The sequence below is a fragment of the Streptacidiphilus rugosus AM-16 genome (genome assembly GCF_000744655.1).
In the GTDB taxonomy this organism is placed as follows: Bacteria; Actinomycetota; Actinomycetes; order Streptomycetales; family Streptomycetaceae; genus Streptacidiphilus; species Streptacidiphilus rugosus.
Genome location: NZ_JQMJ01000004.1, coordinates 3,049,804 through 3,064,560 on the forward strand (window position 1 = coordinate 3,049,804; position 14,757 = coordinate 3,064,560).

A 14,757-nucleotide genomic window follows, 5' to 3' on the forward strand; every position below is an offset into this window, starting at 1 on the left:
TGTCCATGCTACGGCTCACCCCGTGGCAAGGTCCAGTTCATTAAGTGCGCCGCTCAGCCCTGCCGCCGGCGGGCCGCCGACAGTGCGCGGTCGGTCTCGCGGCGGTCCTGCTTCTCGCGCAACGTCTGCCGCTTGTCGTGCAGCTTCTTGCCCTGGGCCAGGGCGATGTTGATCTTGGCCCGGCCGTCCTTGAAGTAGAGGGAGAGCGGGACCAGCGTGTAGCCCGTCTCCTTCAGCTTCTGGTCGAGCTTGGCGATCTCCCACTTGTGCAGCAGCAGCTTGCGCTTGCGCCGCGCGGCGTGGTTGGTCCAGGTGCCCTGGGCGTACTCCATGATGTGCACGTTGTGGAGCCAGGCCTCCCCCTGCTCCACGTCGGCGAAGCCGTCGATCAGGGACGCACGCCCCTGTCGCAGCGACTTCACCTCGGTGCCGGTGAGCACCATGCCGCACTCGTACTCGTCGATGATGTTGTAGTCGTGCCGCGCCTTCTTGTTGGAGGCGATGAGCTTGTTGCGCGGGTCGTCTTTCTTCTTCGCCATAGTGCGGGCCATTCTCGCACCTCGGACGCCTCGCGGGCACGGGCGTTTCCCGACGGGTCCGGCGAACCGGCGAACGCTACTGCCCGTTCCCGCCGGAGAGGTCGTCCAGCACCGTCAGCGCCGTGTCCTCCGCCGCCTGCGGGTTCGCCCCCGGCGGCACCAGCACGTCCGGCTGGACTCCCTGGCCGTCGGGCGAGCCGCCGGACGGCGTCAGGTAGTTGCCGACGGTGTGCTCCTGGACCATGCCGTCGGAGAGGGTCTGCGGCTGCTGCACCGCGCCCTTGCCGAAGGTGGGGCGGCCGACGACGACCGCGCGCCCACGGTCGCGCAGCGCACCGGTGACGAGTTCGGCCGCGCTCATCGTGCCGCCGTCGACCAGCACCACCAACGGCGTGGCGGTGTCGCCGCCGCGCGCCGCCGTGAGCACCTGGCGGGGTCCGCCGCCCTCGGGCTGGTAGAGCGCGACCTTGCCGCCGTCGAGGAAGGCGGAGGCCGTCGCGACCGCCTCGCTGACCAGGCCGCCGGAGTTGCCGCGCAGGTCCAGCAGGATGCCGCGGCCGTCCTTGGCCGGATGCAACTGCGCCTGGTGCACGGCGGCCTGCACCTGCTCCGAGACGCCGGCGGTGAAGGCGTCCATGCTGATCCGGGTGACCCCGTTCTCCGGGTGGTCGACCCGTACGTCGTCCTCGTCGAGCACGGCGCGCCGCAGCGCCACCAGCCGGACCTCCGACCCGCGCTGGAGCAGCAGGGCCACCGGCGAGCCCACCCGGCCCGCGGCGCCGCCGCGCAGCAGGGCGACGACCTCGGTGACCGGCATCCCGGTGACCGGTACCCCGCCGACCTCCAGCAGCCGGTCCCCCGCGCGCACGTCCGCCAGCCCGGCCGGTCCCTTGGGAAGGGCGCGGCTGACCCGCACCTGGCCCTGCGGCGAACCGACGACCCAGAGGCCCACGCCGACGTAGTGGCCGTCGAGCTCCTCGGAGTAGGCGGCGAACTCCTCAGGGGTGTAGTCGGCCGCCCAGCGGTCGCCGACCGCGGCGGAGCCGCCTCCCGCGCCCAGGACGTCGGCGCTGGACCCACTTCCGGTGCGCGACGCGGCGGTCGGCTCGGGATGGCCTTCGCTGCCCCACGCGCCCGTCGCGACGCCCACGCCGCAGACCGCGGTGAACACCAGCCCCAGCGTGAGCTGGAGGCGGAGTGCGCGTCGTGTGGGTGACATGGTCGAAGAGTCTAGAGGCGAACGAGCCGTATGAGGGCGCACACCCGACGAAAAGCCCCGGACGCAGTACGCGATCCGGGGCTTGTTCGCATGAACTGACGAGCAGTTCGTCAGACGCGGAGGTACTTCCGCAGCGTGAGGAAGGCCGCCAGGGCGGACATCACCACACCGATGACCAGCAGCAGCGGCATGATCTGGAAGACCGGGCCCCAGCCTATGAAGTTGATCAGGGTGATCTGCTTCTTCAGGAACTGATCGATCATCACGTACTTGCCGACGGCCAGCAGACCGGAGGCGAGCACGGCGCCGACGATGGCCGCGAAGGCGGCTTCCGCGATGAACGGCATCTGCACGTAGTAGTTGGACGCTCCGACCAGCCGCATGATCCCCGTTTCACGTTTGCGGCTGAAGGCCGAGACGCGGACGGTGTTGACGATCAGCAGCAGCGTGACGCCGAGCATGATGCCCATGATGACGAGGGCCGTCACCTGGGCGCCGTTGAGCAGGTTGAACAGCGGCTTGAGCACGGCGCTCTGGTCGTCGACCTTGGCGACGCCGGGCTGGCCCTCCATCTGGGCGGCCACGACCTGGTACTGCTGCGGGTTCTTGAGCTTGACCCGCAGCGAGGACTCGAACCAGTCGGCGGTGGCGTAGCTGAGCAGCGGGGAGTCGGGGAACTCCTGCTTGAAGCGGGACGCCGCCTGGTCGGGGCTCTCCGTGTAGACCGTCTCGACCAGCGAGTTCTTGTTCAACTGCGCGTGGGCGTCGTCGATCTGCTGCTGCGAGGCGACGCCCGCGGCGCAGTTCTTGAGCGCCGGGTTGGTGCCGGCCTGCTTGGTGTCGGACTTGCTGCAGAAGTAGATCGACACCTGGACCTTGTCGCCCCAGTACCCCTTCATCTGGTCGACCTGCACACGCAGCAGAATGGCCGCGCCGGCCAGGGAGAGGGACAGGGCCACACTCACGATCACGGCGACGGTCATCGTCAGATTGCGGCGGAGACCGATCCAGATCTCCGACATGACGAATTGGGCTCGCATTGATATGTCCTAACTCAGTGCTGGTAGCCGTAGACGCCGCGGGACTGGTCGCGGACCAGGTGGCCCTGGTCCAGCTCGATGACGCGCTTGCGCATCTGGTCGACGATCGCCTGGTCGTGGGTGGCCATCAGCACCGTGGTGCCGGTCCGGTTGATGCGGTCCAGCAGCTTCATGATGCCGACGGAGTTCTGGGGGTCGAGGTTTCCGGTCGGCTCGTCGGCGATCAGCAGCATCGGGCGGTTCACGAACGCACGCGCGATCGCGACTCGCTGCTGCTCACCACCGGAGAGCTCACCGGGCATCCGGTCCTGCTTCCCGGCCAGGCCGACGAGTTCGAGGACCTCGGGCACGACCTTGTTGATCGTGGCGCGCGGCTTGCCGATCACCTCGAGGGCGAAGGCCACGTTCTGGCCGACGGTCTTGTTGGGCAGAAGGCGGAAGTCCTGGAAGACCGTGCCCAGCTGGCGCCGCATGTGCGGGACCTTCCAGTTGGACATTTTGGCCAGGTCCTTGCCCAGCACGTGCACCTCGCCGGTGCTCGGCCGCTCCTCGCGCAGGATGAGGCGCAGGAAGGTCGACTTGCCCGAGCCGGAGGAGCCGACCAGGAAGACGAACTCACCCTTCTCGATCTCGAGCGAGACGTTGTCCAGGGCCGGACGGTTCTGCTTCGGATAGGTCTTGGAGACGTTGTCGAATCTGATCACGGCTGCATCACGGTGGGCCAGTGTAGGCGGACAGGGCTTGGCCGACCTTACGCGAAGCGGACGCGCGCTCGCAGGCTCGTGTCGGGAAAGGTGGGAGAGTTCACGGACAGTAGCGGGCAAAGTTGGACAAAATGGCAGGCTTTTCTTGGCTCGGTAGGCAGAGCGTGACAGAGTGCAACAACCGGAACCGGAGGAATCAAGCTGGATCGCGCGTGACGTGGCACAGTGGAGGGAACCCACTGAACAGGGTTCTGCGTTGTGCACATCAGAGGAGGAGATCGCGATGACGCTCGACCGCCTGGTGTGCGCCAACTGCTCGGGTCCCGTCAGTGAGGGCCGCTGCCCCACCTGCCGGGCGAGCCGTGCGCGCATGATGCAGCAACAGGGATTCTTCGCCGCCCTGTCCCCCATGGCACTGATCGCGCTGGTGACGGCGCTGGTCGCGTGCGTGCTGATAGCGCGCCACGCGTTCGCGTAGGGTCGCGCGGCCCCCAGGAAGCCGAAAAGGGCTCCGGAACCTCGGTTCCGGAGCCCTTTCCCTTGCCCGTCGGCGCTCGTGCCCGTCAGTGCCTGCGGCTGCCCGCCGCGCGCGGACCGAAACGGAAGACCGCTCCGCCCAGCACGAAGGTGAAGCCGCCGGCGAGGATCATCGGGGTGGCGCTGCTGCTGCCCGTCTCGGCGAGCTGCGTGCGCGCGGGAGCCTGCGTCATCGTCGCGGCGGCGGTGGACGAGTCCTCGCCTCCGGCGGTGGCGTTCGCCCCCGCGTCGGAGCTGTCGCCGGTGTCCGTGGCCGTCGCGGTGGCGGTCGACGTGGCCGTCGACTTTCCGCCCGCGGGCGCGGCCGCGGCGGTGCCGGTGTCCGTCGCCGTCGGGGTGCCCGCGTCGGTCGGCGTGTCCGTCGCCGTGGCGGTGTCGCCGCCGTTCCCTTCGCCGTTCCCGTTGTCGTTGCCGAGCACGACCGTGACGTTGTCGTTCGGACCGTCGACGACCTTGTCCGTCGCCGCGTTGGCCACGCCCGCGATCGTCAGTCCCGCTCCGGCCAGCGCGAGTGCGACGCCAGCGACGCGTATGCCGCTGCTCTTCCTCCGGTGTCCGCGTGTCACGCCCACCCCTTCCATGTGCCCTTGCTGTGCAAAAGACTCTCTTAAGGCCGATACCGCGCGACAGCATGGTGCGACGAGGGCCCGGCGGTCAACTTGCGACCGCCGGGCCCCGGCTGACTCCGTGAAGGAGGCGTGAAAGCAGTGTGTGCGGACTACTCCGCCTTCTCCTGCTCCTTGCGCCAGCGGATGCCCGCCTCGATGAATCCGTCCAGGTCACCGTCCAGGACCGCCTGCGGATTGCCCACCTCGTACTCGGTGCGCAGGTCCTTGACCATCTGGTACGGGTGCAGCACGTAGGAGCGCATCTGGTTGCCCCAGGAGCTCCCGCCGTCCTTGAGCGCGTCCATCGCGGCACGCTCCTCCTGGCGGCGCCGCTCCAGCAGCTTGGCCTGGAGGACGTTCATCGCCGAGGCCTTGTTCTGGATCTGCGAGCGCTCGTTCTGGCAGGAGACCACGATGCCCGTCGGCAGGTGCGTGATGCGCACCGCGGAGTCGGTCGTGTTGACGCCCTGGCCGCCGGGGCCGGAGGAGCGGTAGACGTCGATGCGCAGCTCCTTCTCGTCGATGTCCACGTGGTCGCTGGACTCGACGACCGGCAGCACCTCGACGCCCGCGAAGGAGGTCTGGCGACGGCCCTGGTTGTCGAAGGGCGAGATGCGCACCAGGCGGTGCGTGCCCTGCTCGACGGAGAGGGTGCCGTAGGCGTAGGGGGCCTTGACGGAGAAGGTCGCGGACTTGATGCCGGCCTCCTCCGCGTAGGAGGTGTCGTAGACCTCGGTGGGGTAGCCGTGGCGCTCGGCCCAGCGCAGGTACATGCGCATCAGCTGCTCGGCGAAGTCGGCGGCGTCGATGCCGCCCGCCTCGGCGCGGATGTTGACCAGCGCCTCGCGGGCGTCGTACTCGCCGGAGAGGAGGGTGCGGACCTCCATCTCCTGGACGGACTTGCGCACCGAGTCGAGCTCGGACTCGGCCTCGGCGCGCGCGTCGGCGTCGCCCTCGGCCTCGGCGAGCTCGAAGAGGACGCCGAGGTCCTCGATCCTGCTGCGCAGGGTCTCGATCTTGCGGAGCTCGCCCTGGAGGTAGGAGAGCCTGGAGGTGATCTTCTGGGCGTGGTCGACGTCGTCCCAGAGGTCCGGTGCGGCGGCCTGCTCCTCGAAGACCGCGATGTCGGCGCGGAGCTTGTCCAGGTCGACGACTGCCTCGATCGACCCCATGGTCGATTCGAGGGACTTGAGTTCTTCGGAAGGATCAATGGCTGCCACGTGCCAAGCGTAATGCAGAGCGGCAAGCTGGTTGCCGTTCCGCCTCAGTGGCCGTGGGTGAACTGCAGGCCGCCGCCCGGAGTGACCCGGAACAGGGTGATCCCGCCGCCGTCCGCGTAGGCGGCCGGCGCGTACGAGGACGAGGGGGCCGCGGGCAGGGTGCCGCCGCTCCAGGCCGCCGCCGAGGCGCTCGCGGCCGCGTAGCCGCTCCCGGTGGAGAAGAGGTAGATCCCGCCGGAGGCCGCCTGCACCGCCTCCGGGCGTCCGTCCGCCCCGCCGGCGGTCGCGCCGGACACCGGACGGGAGAAGTGCCACAGGCCGTCGGCCAGGTGGGTGTGCTGGATCTGGCCGGCGGGGGACGCCACGAAGGCGTCGGTGGTCCCGTCGTTCTCGGCGATCAGCGCGGGGGCGCCGGCGACCTGGCCGACGGTGGAGACCGCGGCCCAGACCGTCCAGGCCCCGCCGACGAACGAGGTCGTCGCCAGCTCGCCGCCGATCCGCGCCACCAGGTCGATCCGGCCCGCAGCCGAGGCGACCGCCGCGGGCGGGGCGTCCACGTGGGTGCGGCCGTCCAACTGGCTCCAGGGCGACCAGACCCCGCCGGCCAGGTCGCGCTGGTAGATCAGGCCGTCGGTGCCGCGGGCGAAGAGGCGCAGGTTTCCGCCCGGCAGCGACACCGGCGCGGGCTCGCCGCTGACGTGTATGCCGGTGAGCTTGCCCCAGGGCGCGAAGGCGGATCCGCTCCGGGCGAGGTAGCGGATCGCGCCGGAGGCGTCGGTGCCGAAGACGTAGGCCGTGCCGCCGACCTTGACCGCGCGGACCCCGCTGACCAGCGGTGCGGGCGGGGCGGGCGCGTCGGCCCAGCCGGACCAGGCGGGCAGCCGCGGCGCCCCGCCCGGCGCGGCGGCGTCCGAGGCTCCGGCGACGGGGGCCTTCGGCAGGCCCGCGCTGCGGTCGGGGTGCGGGCTCGGCCAGGCGGCGTCCCCCGGGTTGCCGTGGCGCTGGGTGCCGCCGGAGCCGGAGAACGCGGCGTAGCCGCCGAAGGCGGTGAGCGCGAGGACGACCGCGGCCGTGCCCGCGAACAGCCGGCGCCGTCGGCGCACCGCGGCGCCGCCCGCTCCGCTGCGCTGCGCGCCGGCCGGGCGACGGCCGGCCGCGCCCGCACGCTGCGCGCGGGAGGCCTCGGCGAGTCCGGCCAGCTCCTCGGGACGGGGGCGGCGCAGGTTGGTGTGGGTCTCCCGGTTGGAGTCCGGGAGGCTGCCCGGCACCAGGGGCACGGCCGAGCCGCGGCGGCGGCGCGCACGGGCGGTGTTCGCCGCCTCGTCCTCGTCCTCCTCCTCGTCCAGCAGGTCGGCCGGGTCGTAGCCGGGCAGCGGCGGGACGTCGGGGGCGTCCGGGTGGGCGATGTGCAGGGCCGGCAGACCCGCGAGACCGGGGAGCAGTTCGCGCAGGCCCGCCGCGAGCTCGGCGGCCCGCAGCCGGGAGGCGGGGGCCTTGGCGAGGCACTGGGCCAGCACCTTCCACAGCGGCTCCGGCAGGCCGGGCAGCGGGGGCACCGTCTCGGTGACGTGGCGGCGCAGCACCGCGCCGGTGTGCCCGCCGCCGAAGGGCGTGAAACCGGCCAGCAGTTCGTAGAGGACGGTGGCCAGCGCGTAGATGTCGACGGCGGCGCGCGGCTCCAGGCCCTCGATGATCTCGGGCGCGAGGTAGTCCGGCGTGCCGATGATCCGGGTGGCCCTGGTCCTGCGCGGCGCGTCGACGAGCCTGGCGAAGCCGAAGTCGGAGAGCTTGGCGCGCGGCGCACCGCCAGGTCCGGGGCTGGAGGCCTGGTCGAGCAGGATGTTCTCCGGCTTCACGTCCCGGTGGATGATTCCCGCGGCGTGCGCGGCGGCGAGCCCTTCGGCGACGTCGGCCGCGACGGAGACGGCGGCCTGCGGGGTGAACGGGCCCTCACGGTCCAGGCGCGAGCGCAGGTCGGCGCCGTGCACCAGCTCCATCACCAGCGCGAGGTCGTCGCCGTCGACGACGAGGTCGTGTATGCCGACCACGCGCGGGTGGTCGAGGCTGGTCAGGGCGGTGCGTTCCTGCACGAAGCGGCCTACCAGGACCTGGTCGGAGGCGAGGTCCTCACGCAGGATCTTGATCGCGACCGGCCCCTCCGGGCCCTCTCCGAGCCAGACGGTGCCGGCCGAGCCACGGCCGATCACCGTGTGCGCGGTGTAGCGGCTACCGATCTTGCGTGCCAAGGCTGCTCCGTGCGCGATGTTGGGGCCGATGGGGCCATCAGCCTGTCGAGCGTCAGCGACCAAAGTACGCGGCTTGGAGCCGTTTGGGGGACAGCAGGGGGTGGACGAGCCGCCAGGTGTCGACAAATCGTCAAACCTGCGGCCCGCCCGGGGGCGGAGGACGCGGCGTCCGGCCGACTCGGGGTCAGTTGCCCGTCGGCGGGACGGCGTGCTTGACCTTGTTCGCCGTGTTCGTGATCTGGTGGTACCAGTCCACGACCTGGTTCCACCAGCCGTGCACGACGTTGACGGCATGGTCGATCCAGCCGTGCAGCGGCGAGAACCGCCAGACCAGGAACCCGACGACGATCATGAAGAGCAGGACCTTCAGGCAGCCCATGCCCGGGATGTGCAGGCGCCGCCGCCTGCGCGGCGCGCGCTCGCGGGACCGGTCGGGCTCACGGTCGTAGTCGCGCTCGCTCGGGCGCTCCCGCTCGCGCTGCGGTGCGGGGCGCTGCGGCTCGGGGCGGCGCGTGGGCGCGGCCGCGCGCGGGGCCGGCTCCGGCCGGGCCTGGGGCTGCGGCCGGGCCTGAGGCTGTGCCTGGGCCTGGGGCTGCGCCTGGTACGGACGCGGCGCGACCTGCGGTCGGCGCTGCGGGGTCTCCGGCTCCCGGTAGGGCGGCGGCTGGTAGGCCTGCGGAGCCACCTGGGGAGCCGGCGCGAACGGGTCGTCGACGGCGAAGCCGCCCATCGGACCCACCTGCGTCTGCTCGTTGCGGGTCCGCGCCGCCCGCAGCTGCGACTCCCACGGGTGCGGGCCCTGCGGGGCCTGCGGGTCCGCCCCCGGCTGCTGGGCGCTCAGCGCGCTCGCACCGCCGGCGGCGGCCGTCGGCATCACCCGCGTGCGGTCGGCCGGGTTCGTCCCCTGCGGCAGTACCGCGGTCGGATCGGCCGCGCCGGGCGTGAACGCCTGCCGCGGATCGGGCGCGCCGCCCGGGCCGGCGGCGAAGGCGTTCGGCGGCAGGACCTGGGTCGCGTCGGCCGCGCCGTAGGAGGCCGCGGCGGCCGCACCCTGGGGCAGCACCTGCGTCGGGTCAGCCGGTCCCGGCACCAGCGGGCCGCCGCCGGTGGCGACGCCGTGGGGCAGGGTGGGGTCCTCGCTCGGGGAGCTCGCGCCCGGCAGGTAGGGCGGCGGTGCGAGCAGCACCGCGACCGCGTTCGCGGCCTCGATCTCGGCGACCGTCGCATGCACGCCGATGCCCGCCGCGACCGTGCGCAGCGCCGTCGCCAGCGCGACGGCGGTCGGACGCCGCGCCGGCTCCTTCTCCAGGCAGCGCTCGATCACGGTCCACAGCGGCTCGGGCAGGTTCCGCGGCCGCTCGGGCTGCTGGGACAGGTGCGCCTGAAGGATCTGGATCGGCCCGTCGCCGGAGAACGGCGGTCGGCCGGTGAGCAGCTCGTAGAGCATGATGCCCGCGCCGTAGACGTCGACCGCGGACGTCTGCGGCCGCCCCTCCGCCGACTCGGGGGCGACGTAGGCGGGGGTGCCGACGAACTCGGCGGTCCTGGTCAGTCCGGGGGAGTCGGCCAGCCGGGCGATGCCGAAGTCGGTGAGCAGCGGGTGCATGACCGGACCGCCGGGCCCGTCCACCGTCGCCAGCAGCACGTTCGCCGGCTTCAGGTCGCGGTGCACGACGCCGTCCGCATGGCTGGTGGCGAGCGCGTCGGCGATCTGGGCCATCAGCAGGGCGCCCGCGACGGGCGAGAGCGGGCCGTTGGCCCGCAGGTACTTGTGCAGGTCGGGGCCGTCGACCAGGTCCATCACCAGGGCCAGCAGCTCGCCCTCGACGACCAGGTCGCGGACTCTGACGATGTTGGGGTGCACCAGGCGCACCAGCACCGCGCGCTCGCGCAGGAAGCGCATCACCACGTCGGGGTCGGTGGCGAGCTCCTCCTTGAGCACCTTGATCGCCACGAGGCCCGACTCGTCGTCCCTGGTCCGGGCACGCCAGACCGTCCCGGTGGCGCCGCGTCCCAGCGGCTCCTCCAGCAGGTACTTACTGCCAACCGGCCGCACCGTGCGCTCCTCGTCGTGCCTCGCGCCGTAGGTGGCCGGTCCCCCCGGCCCCGCCGGGCTGCTCGCGTTTTCGGCCACTCTAATGGCGTTCGATCGGATCGGCGTGCCGTGCACGCGACACTGGCCCGGCACTCACCCGATCCACCGATGCAGACGCGTCGGGACGGCCGATACGTTCCGAAGATCATCCGATTGGGTGCCGTGCGCGAACTGACGGTGGCGGATGGGAGGATGCATGCGACACCGTGGCGACCACCATCGCGTGCGGGGCGGGAAGGGGAAGGGCGCATGCAGATCCGGCTGACCGTGCTCGGGCCGCGTGAGGGCGGTCCCGCGTCTGCGACGACGCATTCGACGTCGTCGGCGCAGGCCGCCGCGCCCGCCGCGGACGTGCTGGTCAGCGCCCCCGTCGGGACGACTCTGGGGGCGGTGGCCGCGGCGCTCGCGGGCGCGGTCGGGGTCCGTTCCGGCGGACGCACCGGGCGCGCGGCGACGCACATCCATCTCTTCGCCCAGGGCCGAAGGCTCGACGAGCGTTCCGTGCTCGGGCATCCGCCCCTGGTCGACGGCGCGGTGCTGCGCCTGGACACTCCGGACCCCGACGACGCGGTGGAGCCGGCCGGATCCTCGGCCGCGCTGCACGTGGTCGGCGGCCCCGACGCGGGCGGCATCCACCTGCTCCATCCGGGTCGGGTCGTGGTCGGGCGCTCCGCCGACGCGGACGTCCCTGTGGACGATCCCGACGTCTCCCGCTTCCACCTCGCGCTGGAGGTCGGCGCCGACGGCCGGGTCAGCGTCGCGGACACCGGCTCGACGAACGGCACGGCCCTGGACGGCGCCCCCGTCGGCGGGGAACCGCGGCAGGTCCCGCCCGGCGGGCTGATCGAGCTCGGCGAGAGCGCGCTGCGGCTGGTCCCGGCGCAACTGGGCCGGGCCGAGCTGGTGCCCGACGGCCAGGGCGCGGTGCAGGTCACCACGCGGGCCGCGGGGCGCGGGCCGGTCCCGTCCCGGCCGAGCGGGCGCACCGCCTCCGGCACCGGCTCGCTGCCCACCGCGCACTCACCCGCCGCCCCGCACCACCCGCAGCCGACGCACGGCCGCGGCTTCCGGCTCGGGCTGCGCCGCAGTGCGCCCGCGGCCTCCGCCGTGGTGCCGCCGCAGTCCCCGCCGCGCGAGTCGGGACGCTGGCCCGATCCTGCGGAGCTGCTGCTGACCGCGCTCGGTCCCGGTCCCCGGCTCTGGGAGCGCCACCCCGACCACGAGGACGCCCTCGTCGTCCGTCTCGGCACGCGTGCGCACGCGCCCGTCACGCTGGATCTGCGGGCGGTCGGCAGCGTCGGCCTGACCGGGCCGCGCGCCCGGCTGGCCGGTCTCACCCGCGGCCTGCTGGCCCAGCTGGCCGTGCTGCACGCCCCCTCGATGCTGGAACTGGTCCTGATCGCGGCCGATCCCGCCCGTCCGCTGGACGACCGGACCGACAGCTGGTCCTGGCTCGCCTGGCTCCCCCACCTGCGCCCCACCCACGGTCAGCCGTGCCGCGCGCTCACCGCCTTCGACGCCGGCCAGGCCCAGGCCCGCCTCGCCGAACTCGCGCCCGGCTGGGGCGAGGACGCCCCCGAGGGTCCGCCCCCGCAGCAGAGCGGCGTCACGGCCCGCCAGGGCCACGGCCCCTCCCGCGGACGGTCGACGGTCGTGGTCGTGGACGGCGACCCGGGCAGCGAGGCGGCCCGCGCCGCCGTCGCCGAGCTGATCGCGCACGGCGGCGCGCGCGACGTCCACGTGCTGCAGCTGGCCGAGCACCCCGAGGAGCTCCCGCAGGCCTGCGGGGCGCTGGTGGCGATCACCGGCGAGGTCGGCACGCTGCTCGACATCGAGCGTCCGGCCGACGGCACCGGAGCCGGTCGCGCCGCGGGCCAGCATCGCGCGGCGCCGGAACGGGAGTTGCTCGCGGGCGTCGCCCTCGACGCGGTCGGCGCGGCCTGGGCCGGGAGGCTGGCCCGCGCGCTCGCCCCGCTGCGGGAGCCCGACACGGCGAGGCGTCAGGGCGGCAGGTCCGCGCTCCCCGAGGCCGCCCGGCTGCTCGACCTGCTCGGACTCGACCTGGTCACCCCCGCGAAGATCTCCGCCCGCTGGGCCGAACTGCGGCTCAGCTCGGGCGAGGTCCCGACGGCCACGGTCGGCGTCGGCCGGGACGGCAGCTGCGCGCTCGACCTGACGGACCATCTGCTGATCGGCGGCGCGCCCGGCTCCGGGCGCACGGAGCTGCTGCGCTCACTGCTCGCCTCGCTCGCGGTCGCCGAACGCCCGGACCGGCTCGGCCTGCTGCTGATCGAGGGCCGCCCGCCGCAGGAGCCGACGCGGGGCCTCTCCCCCGCCGTCGAACTCCCGCACGTCGTCGGCCACGTGGCGACCACCGACGGGCCCGCGCTGCGCGAGGCCGCGCACGCGCTCAGCGTCGAGCTGGACCGCCGCGCGGCGCTGCTGCAGGGCCGCTCCTTCGCCGCGTGGCACGCGGAACGGGCCCTCGCCAGCCTCGCGCCGCCGCGACGCCCCGCGGACGACTACCCGCCGCAGCCTTCGGGCTCGCTGGCCGTCGACCCGGAACCGCTGCCGCACCTGGTCGTGGCGGTCGACGACTGGGACGCGCTGCTGAGCTCCCCGCTGGCCCACGTCCTGGAGGACGCGGCGCTGCGCGGCCCGCGGCTGGGCGTCCGCCTGGCGGTGACGACGTCCGCGCCCGAGCGCACGGCGGGCTCCGCCGTCGACGACTCCGCACAGTTGCGGATCGCGCTGCGGGTGGACTCGCCGATCACCTCGGCCCTGCTGATCCACGTCGACGACGCGGCGTCCCTGGCCGACGACCAGCCCGGCCGCGGCCTGGTCCGCCACCCCGACGGCGGCGTCGTCGCCCTCCAGACGGCGCGGGTCACCGGCCGCATCCCGCGTACCGCGACCCTCCGCCCGACGGTCACCCCCTTGGACTGGTCCTCCCTCGGCGAACCCCCGTCCTCCCGCCCCATCCGCGAACTCGGCAACGGCCCCACCGACCTCGCCCTCCTCGCCAGCGCCCTCCAACGCGCCACCGACACCCTCGGCACTCCCCCGTCGGCGCCGCTGCTCTGACCGAACGACTCGAGGCCCAGTTGCGCTCACCTGAGGGGCGGGGGCTCTGCTTGATCGACTGCCGTGCGCGAGAAACCACCCTGGGTGGCTGGCCCCTCACGATGAGGACCATCCGCACGCGGGTGGCTTGTCGCGCACGCAGTCGATCAAGCAGAGCCCCGCGCCCCTGGGGAGTTGCAACCGACCGCCCGCTTCAGTCCTGGAGGCGGGAGGCGAGGCGGGTCCAGAAGAGGAGGACGGCGGGGAGGGCGAAGTAGCCCCAGCGGCTCGCGGGAGCGAGGGCGAAGGCGAGGGCGAGACCGAGGGCGAGGCGGTCGGCGCAGGCCACGGCGTTGCGCGGGGGGCGGCGGACGAGGGAGACCGCCAGCAGGACCGCGCTCAGTGCCAGCAGGCCGAGGGCGAGGGCCGTGCCGCCCGCGCCCAGGCCGGCCAGCAGCACGCCCGGCAGGGGGCTCTTCGCCGGGGTGGCCACCGCGCCGTGGCCGGTAGGGAACAGGAAGACCTGGTCCACCAGCGCCTTCGGCGCGCTCAGCGCGAACGGCAGGACGACCGCCCCCGCGCCGGCCACCGTCACCGCGGCGCACCTCAGCGCGGCCCGCCGCCCGTAGAGGGCGAACAGCGCCGCCAGGACCACAGGGACGACCGGCCACGCGGTCCACTTCAGGGTGCAGGCGAAGGCCAGGACCAGGCCCGCCGCCACCGGCCGCCCCCGCAGGGCCAGCGCCGGAGCGAGACAGCAGACGCCGATCAGCGGGATGTCGACGCCGCTCACGCAGAGCGGCAACGCCAGGAACGGCGAGGCCACCAGCGCCCCGACCGCCGTGCCGTAGGAGATCCCCGACCTGCCGTAGTCGCCGCCGAAGCCGAACCCCAGCGGCGAGCCGCGCAGCACCCTTCGCCCGACGGCCAGGCACAGCGCCAGGAACGCCGCGCAGCACAGCCGCGCGTCGCCCAGCGGGCCGAACACGCCCAGCGCGTGCGGCAGTCCGAAGAGCGACTGGCCCGGCAGGTAGGGGTTGTAGTCGTTCAGCCCGGCAGGTCGTGCCACGTACGGGCTGCCGGTGTGCAGCAGCAGTGCCATCGAGCGCTCCATGACCCGGACCTCCGCCTGCGCCTGCCCGGTGAGCACCAGCCAGGTGAGCGGCAGCGCCACCGCGCCGACCAGCGCGAGGATCACCGACAACCGAAGCCGCCCGAACGCGGCCACGCCCGCCGCCGCCAGATACGCGACCGCCGCCGTGGCACCCCAGGTGCGGTGCGTGACCTGGTCCGAGATGACCAGGAACGATCCCGCCCAGCCTGCCGCGACCAGCCAACCGGCCGCCCAGACCGCGCTCCGCTCCGACCGGGTCCTGCGTGCCGCGACCGGCGGTGCCGCGACGGGCGCGGGTGCCTCGACGATGACGCTGCTCACGGTGGTCCCTCCCTCATCTCCTGCTGACACAGCAGAAGTTACGGTCGGGGC

The 14,757-nt window shown here is 73.4% G+C and carries 10 protein-coding genes and 1 pseudogene; 2 read left to right on the top strand and 9 right to left on the bottom strand.

All coding sequences use genetic code 11. The features are described from left to right. Positions 1-53: 53 nt before the first annotated feature. The 4 genes from smpB to ftsE form a co-directional block, all read right to left on the bottom strand. Positions 54-551 (bottom strand): SsrA-binding protein SmpB, encoded by a 498-nt coding sequence (gene smpB / locus BS83_RS22750; protein ID WP_157597285.1) that lies wholly within the window; start codon positions 549-551, stop codon positions 54-56. A 64-nt stretch (positions 552-615) separates the two neighbouring features. Next, positions 616-1,758 carry a S41 family peptidase gene (locus BS83_RS22755; protein ID WP_037605410.1) on the bottom strand — a complete coding sequence of 381 codons (1,143 nt, stop codon included), beginning with the start codon at positions 1,756-1,758 and terminating at the stop codon, positions 616-618. Positions 1,759-1,868: 110 nt separating this feature from the next. Then, positions 1,869-2,798 carry a permease-like cell division protein FtsX gene (gene ftsX / locus BS83_RS22760; RefSeq protein WP_037605411.1) on the bottom strand — a complete coding sequence of 310 codons (930 nt, stop codon included), beginning with the start codon at positions 2,796-2,798 and terminating at the stop codon, positions 1,869-1,871. 14 nt (positions 2,799-2,812) lie between these two features. After that, positions 2,813-3,502, bottom strand: a complete 690-nt coding sequence (gene ftsE / locus BS83_RS22765; RefSeq protein WP_037605412.1) for a cell division ATP-binding protein FtsE — start codon at positions 3,500-3,502, stop codon at positions 2,813-2,815. Positions 3,503-3,785: 283 nt separating this feature from the next. Here ftsE and BS83_RS22770 point away from each other — a divergent pair, with 283 nt between their 5' ends. Continuing rightward, the gene (locus tag BS83_RS22770) at positions 3,786-3,980 is read left to right on the top strand and encodes a hypothetical protein (RefSeq protein ID WP_037605414.1); all 195 of its coding nucleotides are present in this window, start codon (positions 3,786-3,788) and stop codon (positions 3,978-3,980) included. Positions 3,981-4,065: 85 nt separating this feature from the next. On the opposite strand, the gene BS83_RS22775 is transcribed toward BS83_RS22770, so the two are convergent. From BS83_RS22775 to BS83_RS22790, 4 genes and pseudogenes are all read right to left on the bottom strand, one after another. Beyond that, positions 4,066-4,605 (bottom strand): LAETG motif-containing sortase-dependent surface protein, encoded by a 540-nt coding sequence (locus BS83_RS22775; protein ID WP_157597286.1) that lies wholly within the window; start codon positions 4,603-4,605, stop codon positions 4,066-4,068. 152 nt (positions 4,606-4,757) lie between these two features. Then, positions 4,758-5,867 (bottom strand): peptide chain release factor 2, encoded by a 1,110-nt coding sequence (prfB, locus tag BS83_RS22780; protein ID WP_037605416.1) that lies wholly within the window; start codon positions 5,865-5,867, stop codon positions 4,758-4,760. Between the two features lie 977 nt (positions 5,868-6,844). After that, positions 6,845-8,113 (bottom strand): annotated as a pseudogene (locus tag BS83_RS47720) (serine/threonine-protein kinase); the annotation flags it as partial. A gap of 184 nt (positions 8,114-8,297) precedes the next feature. Further along, complete coding sequence (locus tag BS83_RS22790) at positions 8,298-10,169, bottom strand: serine/threonine-protein kinase (protein WP_037605418.1); 1,872 nt, start codon at positions 10,167-10,169, stop codon at positions 8,298-8,300. A gap of 288 nt (positions 10,170-10,457) precedes the next feature. On the opposite strand from BS83_RS22790, the gene BS83_RS22795 reads away from it, so the two are divergent. Beyond that, positions 10,458-13,292, top strand: coding sequence for an FHA domain-containing protein (locus BS83_RS22795; RefSeq protein ID WP_037605420.1), 2,835 nt, complete (start codon positions 10,458-10,460; stop codon positions 13,290-13,292). A 193-nt stretch (positions 13,293-13,485) separates the two neighbouring features. Here BS83_RS22795 and BS83_RS22800 read toward each other — a convergent pair whose 3' ends face one another. Continuing rightward, on the bottom strand, positions 13,486-14,706 hold the full coding sequence (locus tag BS83_RS22800) for a glycosyltransferase 87 family protein (RefSeq protein WP_051943650.1): 1,221 nt from the start codon (positions 14,704-14,706) through the stop codon (positions 13,486-13,488). Positions 14,707-14,757 lie beyond the last annotated feature (51 nt).